Origin of the sequence: Streptomyces sp. NPDC058092, assembly GCF_042884935.1 — a bacterium.
GTDB lineage: Bacteria > Actinomycetota > Actinomycetes > Streptomycetales > Streptomycetaceae > Streptomyces.
The window spans coordinates 257,771-275,342 of sequence record NZ_JBHVSY010000011.1 but is presented as its reverse complement, the minus strand read 5'-3'; the positions used below and the strand labels follow the sequence as shown (position 1 = coordinate 275,342).

At 72.8% G+C, this 17,572-nt stretch carries 13 protein-coding genes and 1 pseudogene; 3 read left to right on the top strand and 11 right to left on the bottom strand.

Annotated elements, in window-relative coordinates; genetic code table 11:
- Positions 1 to 5: 5 nt before the first annotated feature.
- Both ACFVV1_RS20605 and ACFVV1_RS20600 read left to right on the top strand, forming a co-directional pair.
- Complete coding sequence (locus ACFVV1_RS20605; protein ID WP_266746246.1) at positions 6 to 428, top strand: thioesterase family protein; 423 nt, start codon at positions 6 to 8, stop codon at positions 426 to 428.
- Positions 425 to 1,117, top strand: a complete 693-nt coding sequence (locus ACFVV1_RS20600) for a hypothetical protein (protein ID WP_389990902.1) — start codon at positions 425 to 427, stop codon at positions 1,115 to 1,117. The genes ACFVV1_RS20605 and ACFVV1_RS20600 overlap by 4 nt, the downstream gene beginning before the upstream one ends.
- A gap of 91 nt (positions 1,118 to 1,208) precedes the next feature.
- Here the strand turns inward: ACFVV1_RS20600 and ACFVV1_RS20595 are convergent, their stop codons facing one another.
- From ACFVV1_RS20595 to ACFVV1_RS20580, 4 genes and pseudogenes are all read right to left on the bottom strand, one after another.
- Positions 1,209 to 2,405: a serine hydrolase domain-containing protein gene (locus ACFVV1_RS20595; RefSeq protein ID WP_389990900.1), complete on the bottom strand. Its 1,197-nt coding sequence runs from the start codon at positions 2,403 to 2,405 to the stop codon at positions 1,209 to 1,211.
- Positions 2,402 to 3,952, bottom strand: a complete 1,551-nt coding sequence (locus ACFVV1_RS20590) for an alpha/beta hydrolase (protein WP_389990946.1) — start codon at positions 3,950 to 3,952, stop codon at positions 2,402 to 2,404. The genes ACFVV1_RS20595 and ACFVV1_RS20590 overlap by 4 nt, the downstream gene beginning before the upstream one ends.
- Before the next feature lie 113 nt (positions 3,953 to 4,065).
- A pseudogene (locus tag ACFVV1_RS20585) lies at positions 4,066 to 4,284 on the bottom strand (ABC transporter ATP-binding protein); the annotation flags it as partial.
- A 557-nt stretch (positions 4,285 to 4,841) separates the two neighbouring features.
- Positions 4,842 to 5,246, bottom strand: coding sequence for a globin (locus ACFVV1_RS20580; protein WP_389990898.1), 405 nt, complete (start codon positions 5,244 to 5,246; stop codon positions 4,842 to 4,844).
- Between the two features lie 152 nt (positions 5,247 to 5,398).
- Here ACFVV1_RS20580 and ACFVV1_RS20575 point away from each other — a divergent pair, with 152 nt between their 5' ends.
- Complete coding sequence (locus tag ACFVV1_RS20575; protein ID WP_389990896.1) at positions 5,399 to 6,382, top strand: methyltransferase domain-containing protein; 984 nt, start codon at positions 5,399 to 5,401, stop codon at positions 6,380 to 6,382.
- 28 nt (positions 6,383 to 6,410) lie between these two features.
- On the opposite strand, the gene ACFVV1_RS20570 is transcribed toward ACFVV1_RS20575, so the two are convergent.
- The 7 genes from ACFVV1_RS20570 to ACFVV1_RS20540 form a co-directional block, all read right to left on the bottom strand.
- A complete protein-coding gene (locus ACFVV1_RS20570; protein WP_389990894.1) occupies positions 6,411 to 7,664 on the bottom strand; it encodes an FHA domain-containing protein in 1,254 nt (417 codons plus the stop codon).
- 107 nt (positions 7,665 to 7,771) lie between these two features.
- Positions 7,772 to 9,130 carry a VWA domain-containing protein gene (locus ACFVV1_RS20565; protein WP_389990892.1) on the bottom strand — a complete coding sequence of 453 codons (1,359 nt, stop codon included), beginning with the start codon at positions 9,128 to 9,130 and terminating at the stop codon, positions 7,772 to 7,774.
- A 225-nt stretch (positions 9,131 to 9,355) separates the two neighbouring features.
- Positions 9,356 to 10,744: a protein phosphatase 2C domain-containing protein gene (locus tag ACFVV1_RS20560; RefSeq protein WP_389990890.1), complete on the bottom strand. Its 1,389-nt coding sequence runs from the start codon at positions 10,742 to 10,744 to the stop codon at positions 9,356 to 9,358.
- Between the two features lie 2 nt (positions 10,745 to 10,746).
- Entirely contained in the window at positions 10,747 to 13,575 is a 2,829-nt protein-coding gene (locus ACFVV1_RS20555) for a tetratricopeptide repeat protein (RefSeq protein WP_389990888.1), read from the bottom strand.
- A gap of 58 nt (positions 13,576 to 13,633) precedes the next feature.
- Positions 13,634 to 14,959 carry a hypothetical protein gene (locus ACFVV1_RS20550; protein WP_389990886.1) on the bottom strand — a complete coding sequence of 442 codons (1,326 nt, stop codon included), beginning with the start codon at positions 14,957 to 14,959 and terminating at the stop codon, positions 13,634 to 13,636.
- A 103-nt stretch (positions 14,960 to 15,062) separates the two neighbouring features.
- Positions 15,063 to 16,118, bottom strand: a complete 1,056-nt coding sequence (locus tag ACFVV1_RS20545) for a glutamate ABC transporter substrate-binding protein (protein ID WP_389990884.1) — start codon at positions 16,116 to 16,118, stop codon at positions 15,063 to 15,065.
- A gap of 11 nt (positions 16,119 to 16,129) precedes the next feature.
- Positions 16,130 to 17,524, bottom strand: a complete 1,395-nt coding sequence (locus tag ACFVV1_RS20540) for a hypothetical protein (RefSeq protein WP_389990882.1) — start codon at positions 17,522 to 17,524, stop codon at positions 16,130 to 16,132.
- Positions 17,525 to 17,572: the final 48 nt, after the last annotated feature.

Below are 17,572 nucleotides of genomic sequence, written 5' to 3'. Positions count from 1 at the left end.
TCGTCTTGGCACGCCACATCTACAGCTGCCCGCTGCGCTGGTCGGACATGGATGCCTTCGGCCACGTCAACAACGTGGTCTTCCTCCGCTATCTGGAGGAGGCGCGCATCGACTTCATGTTCCGGCTGGCGCCGGGGGACGGTTCGCCGTCCTTCTCGGGCGGGTCCGTCGTGGCCCGGCACGAGATCGACTACGTGCGTCCGCTGGTCCACCGGCACGAGCCGGTGACCGTCGAGTCGTGGGTCACGAAGATCGGCGCCGCGTCGCTGACGATCGCGTACGAGATCAAGGACCCGGAACAGGTGTACGTCCGGGCCTCGACCGTCGTCGTGCCGTACGACCTGGCCGAGGAGCGGCCCCGGCGGATCTCCGCCGAGGAGAAGCTCTTCCTCCAGCAGTACCTGGCCGAGGAGCCCGCCGCAGCATGACGGTGCCCGTACGGTCGCTGGAGTTCGCCGACGCGAGGGAGGCCGCGGATCTCGCGGCCTTCCTCGGCCGGCTGCTCCACTACGACCGGGCCGCAGCGGTGCGGATGCAGGCGGGCGGCAGCGCGCTGGCCGTGTTCGGCAGGCCGCCGTCGTTCGAGGTCCTGGCGATCCGGGCGGCGCACCTGGCCGGATCGCACGACTTCGACGTCACGGTGTCCGCCGGTGAACTCCTCGAATCCCTCGACGTCGAGGGCGCGGCGGCAGCCGGTTCGGGCGCCCTGCCCGCACCCGTCACCGGGCCGCCGTGGACAGGTGTCCTCCCGCCCCGTGGCGGCTGGCGCGAACTGCCCGGCCTGCCCGGCCCCGTCTCCCTGCGCACGGCGGTCACCGCCGCGGTGGCGGAGTTCCGCTCCCGCGACGAGGCGCTGCCCGAGGAGCGCCGTACCCGGGCGGAGAGGGACCTGATCGGCCGCGAGATCTGGTCACGCGCGGTCGGACGCACCGGACTCCCGTTGCGGGCCGTCCACGCCGCCCAGTCCCTCGGCTTCCTCCTCCCGTCGCCCGACTTCCCGGTCGCCCTGCTGGCGGCCGGATCGTGGCTGCGGCTGCGCACCCCGTTCGGCTCGATCGCCCTGCGCGGCCCCGGCACCGGGCTCGGCACGCTCACCGTGTCGGTGGGCGCGGGCTGAGCGACGGCCCGACGACAGGACCCGTCCGGACAGGCCGACGGACCCGTCCGGACAGGGCCGACGGGGACCCGTCCGGACAGACTGACAGGCCCTAACCGGTCAGGGCCCTGTCCACCAGCCGGAGCGCGGCCAGGTCCTGGGCGCCCTGTGCCGGGTCGCCCATCCGCAGGGTGAACGTGGCGCTGGTCGCGGCCCGCGCACCGTCCGGCGTCACCCCGCTCTCGGAGACGATCCCCAGATGGGTTCCGCCATGGAACCAGATCCCGCCGCTGCTCCCCGCCACCGGGCGCCAGGCGATGCCCAGTCCGTAACGGACCCCCGGCGCCGCACTCCAGTCCTCGGCCACGACCGTCTCCTTCATCGCGGCCAGCTGGGCCGGGCGCAGCAGCCGGCCGCTCATCAGGGCGCGCAGGAAGACACCGTGGTCATGGGTGGTACTGATGACGGAGCCGTCCGCCCCGCCGCCGGACGCCAGCGTCGTGTCGGTCGGCCGGGCGCAGCCGGGGAACCAGGTGTACGCGGTGGCCGTGGGGTGGGGGACGTACGGCGAGGTTCCCGGCGTGAACGTGTGGCGCAGGCCCAGGGGTTCGATGATCCGGTCGTGGATCTCCTGTGCCCAGGAGTTGCCGGTCACCTGCTTGATGATCAGGCCTGCCACCACGTAGTTGGTGTTGGAGTAGCCCCAGCGCCGTTCCCGGGCGGGGTGTCCGGCGTTCGGCACCCACAGGGGCGGCCGGCTCAGGGCCGCCTTCAGCTGGTCCTCGGGGGCCGTGGTGCGGAACCGCGATGCGCGGTAGCCGTCCGGGGTGAACGCATCGGCCGACTCCGGTGAGACGGCGAGATAGTCGTTCAGCCCGCTGGTCTGGCGCAGCAGATTGGCGACCGTGATCCTGCGGCCGTCGTTGCCGTTGCCCCGTACGGCGCCGGGCAGCCACCGCTCGACCGTGTCCGTGAGCGCGAGCCGCCCCTCGCCCGCCAGTTGGAGGGCGAGCGTGGCCGTGAAGGTCTTGGTGTCGCTGCCGATCCGGTAGTAGGCGTCCCAGGGGACCGGCTGGTGCGGGGCCCGCAGGCCGGCGGATCCGGCGCGGGCCGTCGTCCGGCCGTGGGCGCTCTGCACCTCGGCCAGTACGCCGGTGGCGCCGGTGGCCCGGATCGCGTCCACATCGCTCTGGAGCCGGCTGCGGGGCCCGGGGGCGCGGTGGGGTGCGGCGGCCGTCGCCGCAGGTCCGGACGCTCCGGTGAGCAGGGCCGCTGCCGTGGCCGCCAGGCCCGTACGTCTGCTGATCACCGGACCTCCCCGGTGCGGGGGCAGGTCAGGTCGGCGCCGGGCAGCGTGCCGTCGCGCAGATAGTCGTTGACGGCGCTGTCGGCGCAGGGGACGGGGGTGAGCCCGGCGAGTCCGCGCCCGTACACCCCGTGCGAGCGGATGTCCGCCGTCACCAGCCGTGAACCGGTCAGCCGGTGATGCAGAGCCAATGCCCCTTCGTAGGGGACGTTGTTGTCGCGACGGGCCTGGAGCATCAGCACGGGTACGTCGTTGCCGATCACCGTGGCGGGCTCACGGGATGTGCTCGTCCAGAACGCACACGGGGCCATCATGCCGTTGACGATCGGGCCGAAGACGGGCTGGGTGACGCGGCTGCGCTCCATGTTCTTCCAGTACGTCTCCGGGTTCTTCGGCCAGCCACCGGCCGGCCAGCCGTTGTCGCCGCACATGAAGAGGGCCCCGCCCAGCATGCTGTCCGCCAGCTCGGGCGACGCGAGCAGTTCGAGCATGGCGGCGAGCTCCGGGCCGGGCTCGACCGGCCTGCCCGCGGCGGCATCGGTCAGGTCGCGCACCGTACCGGCGAGCGCCGGGTCGTACTCCTCGTGCTGGATGAGCTGCCTCAGCACCAGCCGCAGCAACGGCGCGTCGAGCCGGATGCCGGAGACGGTGACCGGGCGCTGCTCGGCTCCGTCGAGCAACTGTTGAACACCCGACCGTACTTGGGCGGGCGTCTTGCCGAGCCGGTAGGTGCCGTCCTGCCGTGCGGTCCATCCGGCCCAGGCGTCCAGCGCCTCTTCGAGCGGGTTGCCCGCCTGCTGGAAGAGTTCGTACTGGGTGGCCGTGGGGTCGGTCGAGGAGTCGATGACGATGCGGTCGGCGCGGCGGGGGAACATCTGGGTGTAGACGGCGCCCAGATCGGCACCGTACGAGACCCCGTAGTACGACAGCCTGCGCTCGCCCAGCGCCGCGCGGATCGCATCCATGTCGCGGGCGACGTTCCTGGACGTGGCGTGCGGGAGGAGCCGCGCATTGTCCCCGTGCTCCCGGCAGCGGTGTGCAGTGTCGCGGGCGGACCGTACCGACTGTTCGAAGTCCTCGCGGCGGGTCGTGGTCGGGCCGGGCGTGGGCGTCGGGGCGGCGGGGTCGCAGGCGATGGGGGTGGACTCGCCCAGGAAACGCGGATCGAAGCCGATCAGGTCGTAGCGGTCCGCCGCATCCTTCAACGCGGGTCGTAGAAAGAGGGTATTGGCGAGTCCGGTGCCACCCGGACCGCCCGGATTGGACAGCAGGATGCCCCGCCGCTTGCCGTGCTTCGCGTCGGCCTTGATACGGGAGACCGCGATCCGGATCGTCGGGCCGCCGGGATCGGAGTAGTCGAGGGGAACGGTCACCTTCGCGCACTGCGCGCCCGCCTCGTTCAGCTCCTGCTGCTGCGGCGAGCAGGGGCCCCAGACGAGCCGGTGGCCGGCGGGGGCGGAGGGGGCGGCGGGGGCGGCCGACGCGGGCACACTGCCCGCGAGTAAGCAGGTCAGGCCAAGGCCGGCGGTGACCAGTGAGGCGACGCGCATCATGCTCCTCGGATCAGGTGGATGACTCCCGCACGACGCTAGGGGTGTACGTGCCGTTGGGAACATCGGGCCACCCGGCCGGAGCGACCTGGGGCCAGCACCACCAACACCCGTTACGGGTGCGGCTGGTCGTCCGGCCGGACCCCGATGCGGTCCTGTTCCAGTTCCTGCATCACACGGTGCTCCACTTCGAGCGCCTCCGTTTAGTCGGCGGGCAGTTGCAGCCGGTCCGCGCGGTCGAGCATCGCGTACTCGCGGGCCACCTGTGACTCCAGGCCCGTAGCCGCGTCGACCTCGGTGTGGCGCAGCACCTCGGAGGACGTACGGCCCTCGCCGACGACATCCCGGCGGTAGCGGAGCCGTTCCTTCGGCCCCATCGACAGAAGATCGACCCGCGAACTTCGCCGCCCCGGCGCCGCCGCGGGCACCGCAGTCACCACCGGCTCGGCGAGCAGCCGGTCGCCGATGCCGCGCAGCGATCCGCCGCGCGAGCGCAGCAGCGCCAGTTCGCTGCGCCGCCGCCCGCCGGTCAGCCTGCCGGTCATCAGCAGGACGACGACGGCGACGGCTCCGACGCCCACGGCGGCGATCGTGACGATCGGGCCGATCGCCGTACGCAGGGCGTCGCACCGGGTGAGGATCTCGTCCGGATCAGTCGTGAACGTGGCATTTCCGCCGGCCACCGCACGCATCTTCACCAGCCCGGGACCGCCCTCCGACGAGGCGATCGACGAGGGCAGTCCCGGCACGTCCGAGGCGGTGAGGCGGGAAGCGCCCGGCGTGAACCGCCAGAGCGCCTCCGGCTCACCCGTGGCGGCGAGCAGCGCGGGCGCGGCATCCGGCGGCAGCACAAGAGCCGCGGAACGGGCCGGGGCACAGGGACGTGTGCTCAGCCCTCGGTGTTCACCATCGAAGCGGCGGCATACGTGAGGTAGTCCCACAACTGCCGCTCGTGCTCCGGCGCCAGTCCGAGCTCGTCGAGGGCGACCCGCATGTGGCGCAGCCACGCGTCGTGCGCCGCCCGGTCCACCCGGAACGGGACGTGCCGCATCCGCAGCCGCGGATGTCCGCGCTGCTCGTTGTAGGTACGGGGCCCACCCCAGTACTGCGTGAGGAACAGCCTGAACCGCTCCTCGGCCGGGCCCAGATCCTCCTCGGGGTACATCGGCCGGAGCAGCGGGTCCTCGGCAACCTCCTGGTAGAAGCGGTGCACCAGGCGCCGGAAAGTCTCCTCGCCGCCGACCTGCTCGTAGAAGGTCTGCTCCTGCAGCGTGTCGCGCGGAATCTCAGTCACCCGTCCATCGTCGCAGACGCACCGGCCGAGGACCCGGGGCCTAGGACTCCGGACCTCGGACTCCGGCCATGGGACCTCCGTAATCGGACCTCCGCCATCGGAACCCGGCCCGGTTCCTGGCCCCGGGGCCCCGGGCGCAGGAAGGTGGAGGTATGGATGACGCACGCCCGGATCCCTTCGCCACGGCCGCCGCCGAGGAGCGGTGGGCGATGGTGCGCGGGATCGTGGCCGGCGGGGCCCTGACGGACCCGGCATGGCGGGCCGCGTTCGAGGAGGTGCCGCGGCATCTGTTCGTGCCGTACTACTACGTCGGCGGCGGAGCGGATCGCCTGTGGTGCGAGGACCCCGACCCGGTCAGGCGCGCCCAGTGGCTGCGCGGGGCGTACGCGGACGGGGCCGTGGCCACCCGGATCCGGGACGGCGAGCTGATCTCCTCGTGCAGCCAGCCGTCGCTGATGGCCCGGATGCTCGAAGAGCTGGACGTACGGGACGGGCAGCGGGTCCTGGAGATCGGCGCGGGCAGCGGCTACAACGCGGCGCTGCTCTCGCACCGGCTCGGCGCCGACGCCGTGACCACCGTCGACCTCGACCCGGAGATCACCGAATCGGCCCGCCGGCATCTGGCGGCGGCCGGATACCGCCCGGCGGTGATCACCGGGGACGGGACGCGGGGCTGGCCCCCGCGCGGCCCGTACCACCGGATCATCGCGACCTGCACCCTGCCGTGCGTACCGCAGACCTGGCTGGACCAGTGCGTGACGGACGCGCGGATACTGGCGCCGTTCGCCACCGGGCTGATCGCGCTACGGGTGAGCGAAGGAGAACACGGAAGGTACGCCGAGGGCCGGTTCCTGCACACGCCCGCGTACTTCGTACCGCTGCGCGGCACACTGCCTCGGCCCGTGCGGCGCCCACACCTCGGCACCCTGCCCAGGCGCGTCAGCGAGAATCAGCTCTTCCGGTTCCTGCTGACGCTGACCGGGGCCACCCTCGACCCGCGCGAGGCCCTCTCCCTCTGGCAGCGCGAGCGCCGCCCCGAACGGGAGAGGTTCGGCATCACGGTCCGGGACGGGCGGCAGTGGGCCTGGCTGGACGACCCCGAGGGGCCGTACGTCTGGCCACTGCCCGGCGGGTAGCGCGGACCGGTCCGAGGCCGGTCCGCGGTCAGTCCCGGCGGATCGTGATCGTCGTCCACGCCCCGACATGCACCTGGTCGCCGTCCTGGAGCGGCACGGGGACGTACGGCTGGACCGGGTCCTCGGCGCCGTTGAGCGTGGTGCCGTTGGTGGAGTTCTGGTCGACCACGGCCCAGCTGCCGTCGGGCTGCTGCACCAGCACCGCGTGCTGGTGCGAGACACCCGGGTCCTCCGGCGGCACGGACAGATCGATGTCGGGGGACTCGCCGGTGCTGTGCCTGCGGCGGCCGATGGTGATCTGGTTGCCCGTCAGCGGAAGCCGCTGCTCCGGGGAGTACGCGGGCAGGTTGAGCCCGGTCGCCTCGGGGCCGCTGCGCTGCATCATCGCCAGGAAGTACTCACGGTCCGGGGCGATGACCGCGGTCCAGCTCGCGGGCGGCTGGTTCTGGCCCGGAAACTGCGGCTGTTGCTGCTGTGGGGCCGGCGGCTGCGGAGCCTGGGTCCGGGACGGCGGCGACAGCATCCAGTCGTCGTCATCGCCGGACTGCGGCGGCTGCGACTGCTGCGGCGCAGGCGGGGCCGGCGGACCGGGCGGACCGGGCCGTCCGAACGCGGGCGGCGCCGACTGCTGCTGGAACGGCGGCGGTGCGGACTGCTGCTGGAACGGCGGCGGTGCGGACTGCTGCTGGAACGGCGGCGGTGCGGACTGCTGCTGGAACGGCGGGGGCGGCGCCGACTGCTGCTGGAAGGACGGCGGCGGCCCCTGCTGCTGGAACGGCTGCGGCGGCTGCGGCGACTGGGGCCCCGGAGCCGGGGGCGGCCCGGGGCGGCTGCCCTGGTCGGGGGAGAGCGGCTCGGCCGGGCGGTTCACCTGCGAGGGCCGCGAGCTCTGGTACTCGAACGGGTCGCGCTGCTGCTGAGGGCCCGGCGGCTGCTGCGCCAGGAAGCCCGGCGGCAGGTTGAGACCGGGCGGAGGGCCGGGAACGCCGTGCGGCGCCAGCGGCGTGTACGACGTCGCGGTGTTCGTGAGGAAGTTCCAGCGGCACTCCTCGCAGAACGGCGCCATCGCCTCACGCGGCGTGCGGCACTGCGGGCAGAGCTCGGCCTGCTGGGTCGCGTCCGGGCCGGGGCCCTGCGGCGGGTGGCCGTAACCGGGAGCGGGCGGCGGGGGAGGCGGCGGGGGGACTGCACCCGCAGGCGTGCCCGCCCCGGTCATGCGATGTCCGCAGACCTCGCACCAGTCGTCGGAACCCGACTGGTGTCCGTTCGGGCAGGTCGGCATGTCGGCGCTTCCCCCTCTCCTCGTCCGGCCCCGGGGGCCGTGATTCTCTGCTGCTCTTCGCCACCCGGCACCGGATCGCTCCGGCCGGACGGCCCGACTCTGTGTGGCTACTTCTTGACGCGCACGGTCTTGGTCGAGCGGGTTTCGAGTGTCATCGAGTCCGCTTCCGCGACCTTCGCCTTCAGTCGCACAGTACCGGTCGCCGCGTCGACGACGTCCACCACCTTCGAAAGCAGTTTCGCAGTTTCCTCGTTCCCGGACGCCGATGCCAGCTGCACCGCACGGCCCAGTTTCGCGGTCGCGCCGTCGAAGTCTCCCGACTTGCGGGCATCGAGCCCCTGCTGGATGACTTGTGCCAGTTCCGCCTGACCCGTGTAGTGCGCGACCTGCGGGTTTATCGAGGTGGACGCCACCATGTCCTCCGTCCACACCGCCCGTACCAGGCCCTGGGAAAGTGTCTGAGGCGCGCCGCCCGACGGGTCGGGAAGGATCAGCGAGACCCGGGACGCCAGCATCTCCTGCCCGATCCCGGCCTCCGGCACCTGTACGCACACGTGGTAGTCGCGGGACTCGTCGCCCCAGGAACCCGTGGGATAGTCACCGGCGCGGGGGCCCGCCCCGGTGCGGCGGCCGGTCAGATCGACGACGGTCGGTGCGACCTGTTTCACGAACTTGATCTCGACCCCGACGGGCGTCCAGAGCCGCAGCGCGACATCCGCGACCTCCTTGCCCATCGCGTTCTCCATCATCTGCGTGAAGTCCGCGGCCAGTCCCGCCGGGTCGGCGACGATGTCGGCCGTGCCGAGCAGCGCGGCGGCGACGGCTGTGACCTCTTTCACCTCCCAGTCGGTGCCGACACCGCGGGCGTCACAGGTGAAGCGGCCCGCGCAGGATTCCAGCGCGGCCCGCAGATCCTCCGGCGCCTCGTGCTCGTTGCGGCCGTCGGTGAGGAGGATGCCGTGCCGGATCTCCACATCGGCGGCGCCGAGCAGCCGGTCGGCCAGCCGCAGCCAGGTGCCGATCGCCGTACCGCCGCCGGCGCTGAGCGCGCGCAGCGCCTCCTTCGCCCGGGCCTTCGTCCGCGCGTCGGCGACGGCCAGCCGCCCGTTGCCCGGGTAGACCTCCTTGGCGTCGTGCGTGCCGCCGACCACGGCGAACGAGGTGCCGTCGCGCAGGGTGTCGATCGCGGCGGCCGTCGCATCGCGGGCATGGCGCATCTTCGTCGGCGGATAGTCCATCGAACCGGAGCAGTCGACCATGATCACCACGGCGGCGCCCGGCGCCTGCCCCGGCACGCGCGAAGGCGTCGCAGCCGCACCGGACAGCGGGACGCCGCCGGTGGTGCCTCCTCCGGTCGAGGTGACCGTGACGATGGCGTTGACCTCGCGACCGCCCTCCGGCAGATATTCGTTCTGGTACACCTCGACGGAGAACCGCGGCACGTTCGACTTGGAGAAGTTGGCCATCTGATCGGCTCCTTGAGACTCCAGGTGTCGGATGAAGACAGCTGTGAGGGAAGAAAAGCGGGCGAAGGCGCTGCTGAGTGCGGCGAAGGCGGGAGAGCGCGGGCGACGGCGCCGGGACGGAGTGGGTGGAGTGGGCGGAACGTACGGAGTTGGCGGAACGGGTGGAGTGTGCGGAGTGCGTGGAATGGGCGGGCGGAATCGGAATCAAGCGTTACGGAACGGGACTCATGTGTCGCCGCACGCCGATCCTGCCCCCTGCGGCGGTACCGCGAACGGCAGGAGAGCCACTGTTACGTTGTCGTGGCCCCCACCGTCGAGCGCGTGACCCACCAGCACCTGGGCGCCGTGCAGCGGCCGCAGGTGCGCGTCGGCCGGCACCGCCGCGGCCATCTCGGCCGCCGACTCCGCGTAATTCCACAGGCCGTCCGTGCACACCACCACGAGACCGGACCGGTCCGGTTTGAAGGACGCGGTGTGCGGCTCCAGTTCGTACGCGTCGGCGCCCAGCCACCCCGTGATGGCGTGGGCGCGCTCGTCCGCGTACGCCTCGGCCTCGTTCATCAGGCCCGCCGCCACCATCTGCGCGGCCCAGGAGTCGTCCTCGGTCAGCCGGGCGGGCGGGTCGGCGCGGTCGTCGGGCACCCAGTAGACGCGGCTGTCGCCGACCCAGCCGACGACCAGCAGGCCGCCCGCCATGACCGCGCCGACCAGGGTGCACGCCGGGGCGTTCTGGTGACGGTGCGGATCGTGCTCCATGGCCCTGCCGGGCTCCTGGGCCAGGGAGTTGACCGACTCGGCCGCGGCGACGATCGCCTCGTGCATCGCCTGCTGCGGATGGGTGCCGCGCGGCAGCGACTCCAGAAGCGTTTCGTTGGCGGCGCTCGCGGCGGCCGCCGAAGCCTCGTCGGGGCGGCTCGCCGAGGAGACACCGTCGCAGACGATCGCGACGACGGCCGGCGAACCGTCGGGCAGGGCGGTGGTCGACACTGCGAACGAGTCCTCGTTGCGGTGGTGGCGCAGGCCCCGGTCGCTGACGGCGGCCACCGATTCGAGTTCCTGCTCCATGTGGTCGCGCTCGCGCGGCTGGGCGTGACCGCAGTTCTCGCAGTAGCCGTCGGTGTCGACCCGGCCGGCCCGGCAGGCCACACACAGCTTGGTGCCGGCCGGCGGCGTGGCGGACAGCTCGGCGGCGGGGGTACGGGGATCGGGTGCGGGCACCGATGCCCCGGCCGACGGCGCGGATGCGGGCGCGGCCCCGGGGCCGGTTCCGGGTACGGCCCCCGGCGCGGCCAGCTCGAAGTCGCCCGATCCGCCCGACTCGCCCGATCCACCCGATCCGCCCGACTCGCCCGATCCACCCGGTCCGCCCGACTCGCCCGACCCGCCCGGTCCGTCGAACCGGACCGCTGCCGGGTGTCCTGCCGGAGTGCGGGCGGCGGACGCCGCGCCGTTCTCCGCAGGCACGGCCATGGCGATCGTCGGATGGTCCCGCGGCGGTTCGGGCACGGCCGACAGGTCGTACCCGCACGCACCGCAGAACAGGTCCCCCGGCTCCAGCGGCTCCTCGCAGCCGGGGCACTTCGACAAGGCTGTCTCCTGGGGCTTCTGCGACATTTTCACACCCACGTCCGGGGGCGGAAACGGTTGGCCCGCTCCACCAGTTCGATCCTCTCGTCGCCGGGCTCAGCAAGCCGGGCGAGCATCCGGTACGAACGCTCCAGCCCGAAACGCAGGCCACGCTCGTCCAACTCACTGCCGAGCAGTGTCTTCGGCCGGTCCGCCCCGGCAGACGCGTGCGACTGCGGGACCGAGGACGAAGCCGTAGGACTACCGGAGAGTACCCAGTCGAGCGCCGTCCCCAGCACCTCTGTGGACAACTGCTCCCGGCGCACCGCGTCCAGACCGAAGCCGACCAGCCCCGACACCTGGGTCGAGGCGGCCGTCAGATCGGCGATCAGCGGCTCGTCCGGCGCCCGTTCACGCAGCCGGGCCCGCACCGCGGCGACCCGGGCCGCCGTGTAGTGGATCGACGCCTCCGGCACGGACTCCAGCGCCCTGACGGCCCCGGACCGGTCCCCGGCGGCGATCCGCACCCGGGCCAGGCCGAACGCGGCGCTGACGAAGCTCGGGTCGGTCGCCCACACCAGCCGGTAGTACTCGGCGGCGTTGTCCAGCTGGCCCAGGACCTCCGCACAGATCCCCAGCGCCAGCTTGGGCGCCGGCTCACCGGGGAACGCGTCGTACACCGCGTCGAAGGAGAGCGCCGCGTTCTCGTTGTCGCCGGTCACCAGCGAGGTGACGCCGCGGTACCAGACGACCCGCCAGTCGTTCGGGTACGTGCCCTCCAGCTCCGTCAGGGCCTGCCCCGCGGCGCCGAGTTCGCGCATCTCCAGGCGGGCGCGCAGCTCCCGCAGCCGGGTCTCCAGCGACGGCGCGGGTGCGGCCTGCAGCGCGCTGATCAGTTCGGCGGGTGCGGTGGTCATCAGCCCGGCGAGGAAACCCGCGTTGGGGTCGCTCGCATCGACCCGGGGCACGGGCAGCGCGAGCGAGGTGGACGGCACGTCGAGCCTGGCCAGCCGGGGGCCTTCGGCGGCGTACGGACCCGGCGGCGCACCGGGATCGCCGACCGGGACCCGGGGGGCCGGAATCGTGGCCTGGGCCGGCGCGTACGAGAAGGCCGCGCCGCTCTGGAGGACCGCGCCGCTCCGGGGGGCCGCGGCGGTCGGCTCCGTAGCGCCGCTTGCCCGGACGTGCGTGGGCGATGCGGTCAGCGGACCGGCACCCGGCGCGGCGTAACCGGCCACGGGCGGCGCACCCGCGGGCAGCGCGCCCGGCCCCGGTCCGGCGGGCGGCACCGCTGGCAGGACCGGCGCCGCGCCCCCGGCAGCGGCCCCCATCCCGTTCCGCCGCCGCCCGAAGCGCCCGGGCGGTGCCGGGGCGGCAGCCCGTGCCCCCAGCCGGGACACATCGTCCGTCAGCTCGGCGAACAACTGCGTGTCCGTGACCCGCACTTCCGTGCCGAACAGCGTCGACAGCGCCGGCCGCGGCCGCCCCGTCTGCAGCGACACCACCTCGCGCAGCACACCGGTCAACTGCTCCGCCATCTCCGCCGCCGAGGCGAACCGCCGTGCCGGATCCGGGTCGGTGGCCCGTACCAGCAGCCGGTAGAACGACTCATAGGTGCGGAACACCTCGATGTTGTCCGGGTCCGGGAGCGAGTCCACGAAGACGTTGGTGTAGCCCTGGAAGTCGAAGGTGAGCACCGCGAGCGTCCGCGCGACCGTGTACAGATCGGACGCGACCGACGGGCCGGCCTCCGCGACCTCCGGCGCCTGATACCCCACCGTGCCGTAGATGGCCGACTCGTCGTCGTCCATCCTGCGGACCGCGCCCATGTCGATCAGCTTCAGCTGGTCCTCGGTCTGGATCGCGTTGTCGACCTTGAAGTCGCAGTACAGCAGATTGCGGCTGTGCAGATGACCGAGCGCCTCCAGCGCCTCGATGCCGTACGCGCACGCCTGCTCGACCGGCAGCGGATCACGCTTCCCAGCCGGGGTGCGGCGCTCGTTCGCGATCTCCTTGAGCGCCTTGCCGCCGACGTACTCCATCACTATGTAGCCGTCGAGCGAGCCCGTGCGCTGGTCGAGATGCTCGACGAAGTTGTAGATCCGGACGATGTTGGAGTGCTCGATCTCGGCCAGGAAGCGGCGCTCCGAGATGGCGGCCGCCATGGCGTCCTGGTCACCGGTGTCGAGCAGGCCCTTGAGGACCACCCAGCGGTCCGACACCGCACGGTCGACCGCGAGATAGACCCAGCCGAGTCCGCCGTGCGCCAGACAGCCCGCGACCTCGTACTGGCCGTGCACGATGTCGCCCTCGCCGAGCTTGGGCACGAAGGAGTACGGGTGACCGCACTTGGTGCAGAACCCCTCCGTGCGCCCTGCCCGTTCGCCCCGGGCCCGGCCCACCGACGCCCCGCAGTCGGAGCGCGAACAGAAGCGCTTGCGCTCCGGCACCTCTGGGTTCTCCATCACCGCCGAGCGCGGGTCCGGACGCGGCACATCCGGTACCTGCACCAGGCCCGCGCCCAGCCTGCCCCGGCCGGACGCTCCCGTGGACGAACCGGAGGAACGCACCGACACCGAACGGGACGTGGTGCCACCGGACAGCGAGCGCGAGAGCCGCCCCGAAACGGAACGCCGCGAGGTCGACGAGCGGGACGAGGAACGCGAAGAGGCCCGGGACGAGGCCCGCGAACTGCTGTCGCTGCCCCGACTGCCCCGGCTGCTCGCCCCACCGCCGCCCGCGATCCCGGTGGGCGGCGAGCTCACCAGGCCGGTCGGTGAGACCACCGGAGCCAGACCGCAGGTGTCGCAGTACAGCTCACCGCCGCCCACGTCCTCGTAACTGCCCTCGCACGCGGGGCGCTGGCATTGCGTACTCATGGTCCGTCCCCCTGTTCGCCCCGCCGCGGCGGCCCTTCCGCCGTGTACGTATACGTGCTCATCGCCGGTCCTCCGGTCCCGCGGCCCGGCGCTGGGACAGCAGTTCGGCCGCCGTCTCCTGGTAGCGCAGCACCGCCTGCGTGGCGACCCGCAGATCGCACGGCGCGCTCCACAGCATCCGGCGCGCCGCGTCGTACCGCTCGATCAGCAGCGGGTCCTCGGCCAGACCGTGCCGGGCGACCTTCGCCTTGTACGCGTCGAGCCTGCCGCGCAGCTCCGCCCGCACGGCCAGCGGGGCCGTGACCGCGGTCAACGACTCACGGGCCCGCAGCAATTCCTCCTCGGCCTCCCGCTCCAGCGTCTCCAGGAGCGGGGAGAGCCGGTGCCACTGGGCGTGCCTGCGGTACTCCGAAGCGGCGGCCAGCCGCTCCTGGAGCGCGGTCGCCGGACCGCTCACCGCGGGCACCTCGGACGCGGCGATCTTCGCCAGCACCTCGCCGCGCGCCGACCGGGCCTCGGTCAGGGTGCGGTCCGCACGGGAGAGGACGTCACGCAGCTGGACCAGCCGCTGCTCGGCGTCCTGCCGGACCGCGAGCACGGCCTCGATCTCGCGGCGCACGTCGTCCAGGGCGCGGGCCGCCCGGTCGTAGCGCGTCGTGTCCGGGCGTCCGCCGCCGGGCGCCGAACTCCCGGGACCCGACAGCCAGAAGGCGAGCGGATCGGAGATCACCTGCACCCGCAGCGTGGTCAGCTCATGGGTGATCGCCGCCAGGTCGTCACCCGCCGGGTGCTCACCCGGGCGTACGCCGACGGAGTGCGCCAGCGAGCGGGTGCGGTGCAGCTCGGCGGCGAGCAGGTCTATCCGGGCGGGCAGCGCGGACCACACGGCGTCGGACGCCACGACCATGTCCAGCGAACGGGCGTACAGCTCGTTCATCCGGGCGACCAGCTCCTCCAGCGTGAACCGCTCGGAGAGCTTGGCCGGGCCCGTGATCGACGGATCGGGGTGGCCCGCCGCGTGCGCCACGGTGATGCCCTGGCCGCGCAGCAGTTCGGTGAGGGCCAGCAGATCGTCCCGGTTGGGGTACCGCCGGCGCGCCCGCACCGTACGGGCCTCGGCCAGCGCCCCCGCGTAGGCGTCGAAATACCCCCACAGCAGCGTGATCGACTGCTCGGTGGTGGCCCAGCGCTCCTTGGTGACACCGGTCAGATCGGCGCCCTCCAGGAGCCGGCGGCCCGCGTGGTCCTGCAGGGCGAGGAGCGAGGTCTCGATCGCCTCGTGCTCCGCGCCCAGCCGGGCCAGCGCACGGTCCACCTCGTCCCGGTCCATGACCGGGCCGGGGGGCCTCCCCGCGTAGCCGGGGAAGGGGCCCGCGACGCCCATCGATCACCTCTCCGCTCCTCCTGCCGGGACGGGCCCGGCAGGATCAGGTCCACTGCCTCGCCGGCCGGGTCCGCGCCGTCGCGCACACCCGGCCGGCCCGGCACTAGTTGCTCCGGTACTTGGGGGCCGGCGGCGCCGATATCCCCGGCAGACCGTCCTCCAGCCAGTTCCGGTACGACACCATCCAGCGGCTGTTCGCACCACCGCTGCGGTAGTCGACCAGGACCTGATTGACCCGGGCCACCAGATCGTTCGCACCGCGCTTCGTCGCCACGCCGTAGTACTCGGTGGTGAACGGCTTGCCGCCCTTGAGCTCGACCGCCGGGTCCTGGGCGGCCTGACCGGCCGCCAGCGCGTTGTCCGTGACGATCGCGTCGACCTCGCCCAGTTGCAGCCGCACCAGGCAGTCCAGCTGGTTGGGGACGGTGAGCTGGTCCTCGTCCGCCGCCGTTCCGTCGTGCGGGTCCTTGAAGACCGCGCCGAACGACTGCTTCTCCAGCGCCTCGTAGGCGGTGGAGCCCTCGGCGGTGCAGACCCGCTTGCCGGTCAGGGACTTGTCGAACCCGGTGATCGTCGAGTCCTTCGGCGCGAGGACCTGCTGCCCGGCCTGGAAGTAGGCCGTGGAGAACGAGACCTGCTTCAGCCGGCTGCAGTTGATGGTCATCGTCCGGACGACGACATCGACCTTGTCGTTCTCCAGGGCGGCGATCCGCTGGTTGGTGGGGATGGCCCGGAAGATCACCGCGTCGCGGTCGCCCAGGATGTTCTCGGCGATGGCCCGCACCAGATCGATGTCGAACCCTTCGAGCTGGTCCTTGTCCTTTTCGGCCGCCGGATTGCGGTATCCCCAGCTGAAACTGTTCTGGTCGACGCCCGCGATCAGCTTTCCGCGCTTCTTGATCTTCTCGATACCCGGACCGCCGCCGGAGGACGGCGGCAGGCTCGCCTCCGGGTCCGTGCAGTCGTCGGCCCGGGCCTGCACCGCCTGCGCCGTACCCGGCCCCGAGGCGTCACCGCCGAAGGCGTCGGCGCCGCCGTGGGAGAGCGGCAGCAGGGTGAGCGAGGCCGTCACCGCGCAGGCCACGGCCATGCCCGTCACCCCGCCCCACCCGCGCAGCCCGCCGCGGGTGGACCACCGGCCCGTGCGCTTCCTGGTCATCGCTCCCCCTCTCACCGGTACTCCGAGAGCCTGCGGTTGACGCCGACGATCGCGGCCACTGCGGCCAGCGCGGCCAGCGCGGCGGCCCCGATCGGCAGCCCGCCCAGCGCCCCGCGCCCGTCCTTCGCGGCCCGGGTGAACTCGTCCTGCTCATGGGCGAGCGCCCGCTCCAGCGCGTCGTCCACCCGCTCGAAGGACTCACCCGTCGAGTCCTTCGGCCCGATGATCTGCGTCCGCGCGCCCTCGTAGTCGCCGCCGTCGTCGGCCGTGCGGGCGGTCCGGTGGCGGCCCTGCCACTCGGAGACGGCGTCGACGGCCTTCGTCACCGGCCCGCTCCCCTGCTCGTCGTCGGCAGCAAGCTTCCCGGCTCTCCTCAGCTCTTCACCGAGGGCCTTCATGTCCGTGGTGTAGTCGGTCTCGTACTTGTCGTTCCTGCCGTCCGGGGTGAGCACCGCGCCTCGGGCGACCAGAGTGAGGTTCTCATTGGCGCGCGCCTTCAGCGAGTCGATCCGCGCGTGGTTGAGGACATCGAGGGACTGCTGCCCGTTCACATCGGCGGCATGCAGCTCGGACCGCGCCACCGTGTGCCCCACGGCGAGCCACAGCAGCACCACGGTGGACGCGGCGGTCGCGACGAGCAGACCGTGGTTGAAGACCCGGTTCGTCCTGCGGTAGTTGCGCCGCTGCGCCCAGAACAGCGCGGCCAGTGCCACGACTCCGAGCCCGAGCGAGAAGAACGGCCAGGCCCTGGCCGCGTCGTTGTCCCGGCCGAGCTTGCCGGTCTCCGCCGCGTACAGCCGCTCGGCGGCCGGCAGCAGGACGTTGGTCATCTGCTGGTTCGCGTACCGGAGATAGGCGCCGCCCAGTGGCAGGCCCTGCCGGTTGTTGGCGCGGGCCCGCTCGATCAGGCCCGTGTACCGGGGGAGTTCCTCGTTGAGCGTGGTGATCTCGTGCCCGGACTTCGTCGACGTGTCCGTGTTGGCCGCGGCCTTCACCAGGAGGCGGGACGCTTCCTTGATGTCCCTGGCGTACCGGTCGTGGACATCGCGCGGCTCCTGCGCCCCGGCCAGGAAGCCGCTCGCCGCGGTGGTGTCGGCATCGGCCAGCGAGCGGTAGATGGCCGCCGCGTCGGCACTCAGCGGCTGGCTGCGGCCCACCACGTCGTCGGCGGCGGACGCCCGGTCGGCGATCTCGAAGGCCGTCACGGCCCCGAACGCGACGACGAGCAGGGCCAGTACGGCTCCGACGATCCGGAGCCTGCCCGGTTCGGTCGTCGCCGCGGCCCGCAGCTGTTCCACCGTCGCGGACCAGGCACCGCGTTGCGGCGGAACGGGTTCGGTCGCGGGCGCGGGCGGCCGCGCCCGCGTGTGTTCCGGCGCGGTGCGTACATTCGGCGGGTATGTCACTCGACCTCCCCCTCGGTCACTGACGGTGGCCCGGCCCCCGGCCGGTCG

What these genes read in the sequence shown, in the direction of transcription:
- ACFVV1_RS20600 (WP_389990902.1), top strand. Translation starts at nt 425, where the DNA reads ATGACGGTGCCCGTACGGTCGCTGGAGTTCGCCGACGCGAGGGAGGCC.
- ACFVV1_RS20590 (WP_389990946.1), bottom strand. Translation starts at nt 3,952, where the DNA reads ATGCGCGTCGCCTCACTGGTCACCGCCGGCCTTGGCCTGACCTGCTTA.
- ACFVV1_RS20575 (WP_389990896.1), top strand. Translation starts at nt 5,399, where the DNA reads ATGGATGACGCACGCCCGGATCCCTTCGCCACGGCCGCCGCCGAGGAG.
- ACFVV1_RS20570 (WP_389990894.1), bottom strand. Translation starts at nt 7,664, where the DNA reads ATGCCGACCTGCCCGAACGGACACCAGTCGGGTTCCGACGACTGGTGC.
- ACFVV1_RS20565 (WP_389990892.1), bottom strand. Translation starts at nt 9,130, where the DNA reads ATGGCCAACTTCTCCAAGTCGAACGTGCCGCGGTTCTCCGTCGAGGTG.
- ACFVV1_RS20560 (WP_389990890.1), bottom strand. Translation starts at nt 10,744, where the DNA reads ATGTCGCAGAAGCCCCAGGAGACAGCCTTGTCGAAGTGCCCCGGCTGC.
- ACFVV1_RS20555 (WP_389990888.1), bottom strand. Translation starts at nt 13,575, where the DNA reads ATGAGTACGCAATGCCAGCGCCCCGCGTGCGAGGGCAGTTACGAGGAC.
- ACFVV1_RS20550 (WP_389990886.1), bottom strand. Translation starts at nt 14,959, where the DNA reads ATGGGCGTCGCGGGCCCCTTCCCCGGCTACGCGGGGAGGCCCCCCGGC.
- ACFVV1_RS20545 (WP_389990884.1), bottom strand. Translation starts at nt 16,118, where the DNA reads ATGACCAGGAAGCGCACGGGCCGGTGGTCCACCCGCGGCGGGCTGCGC.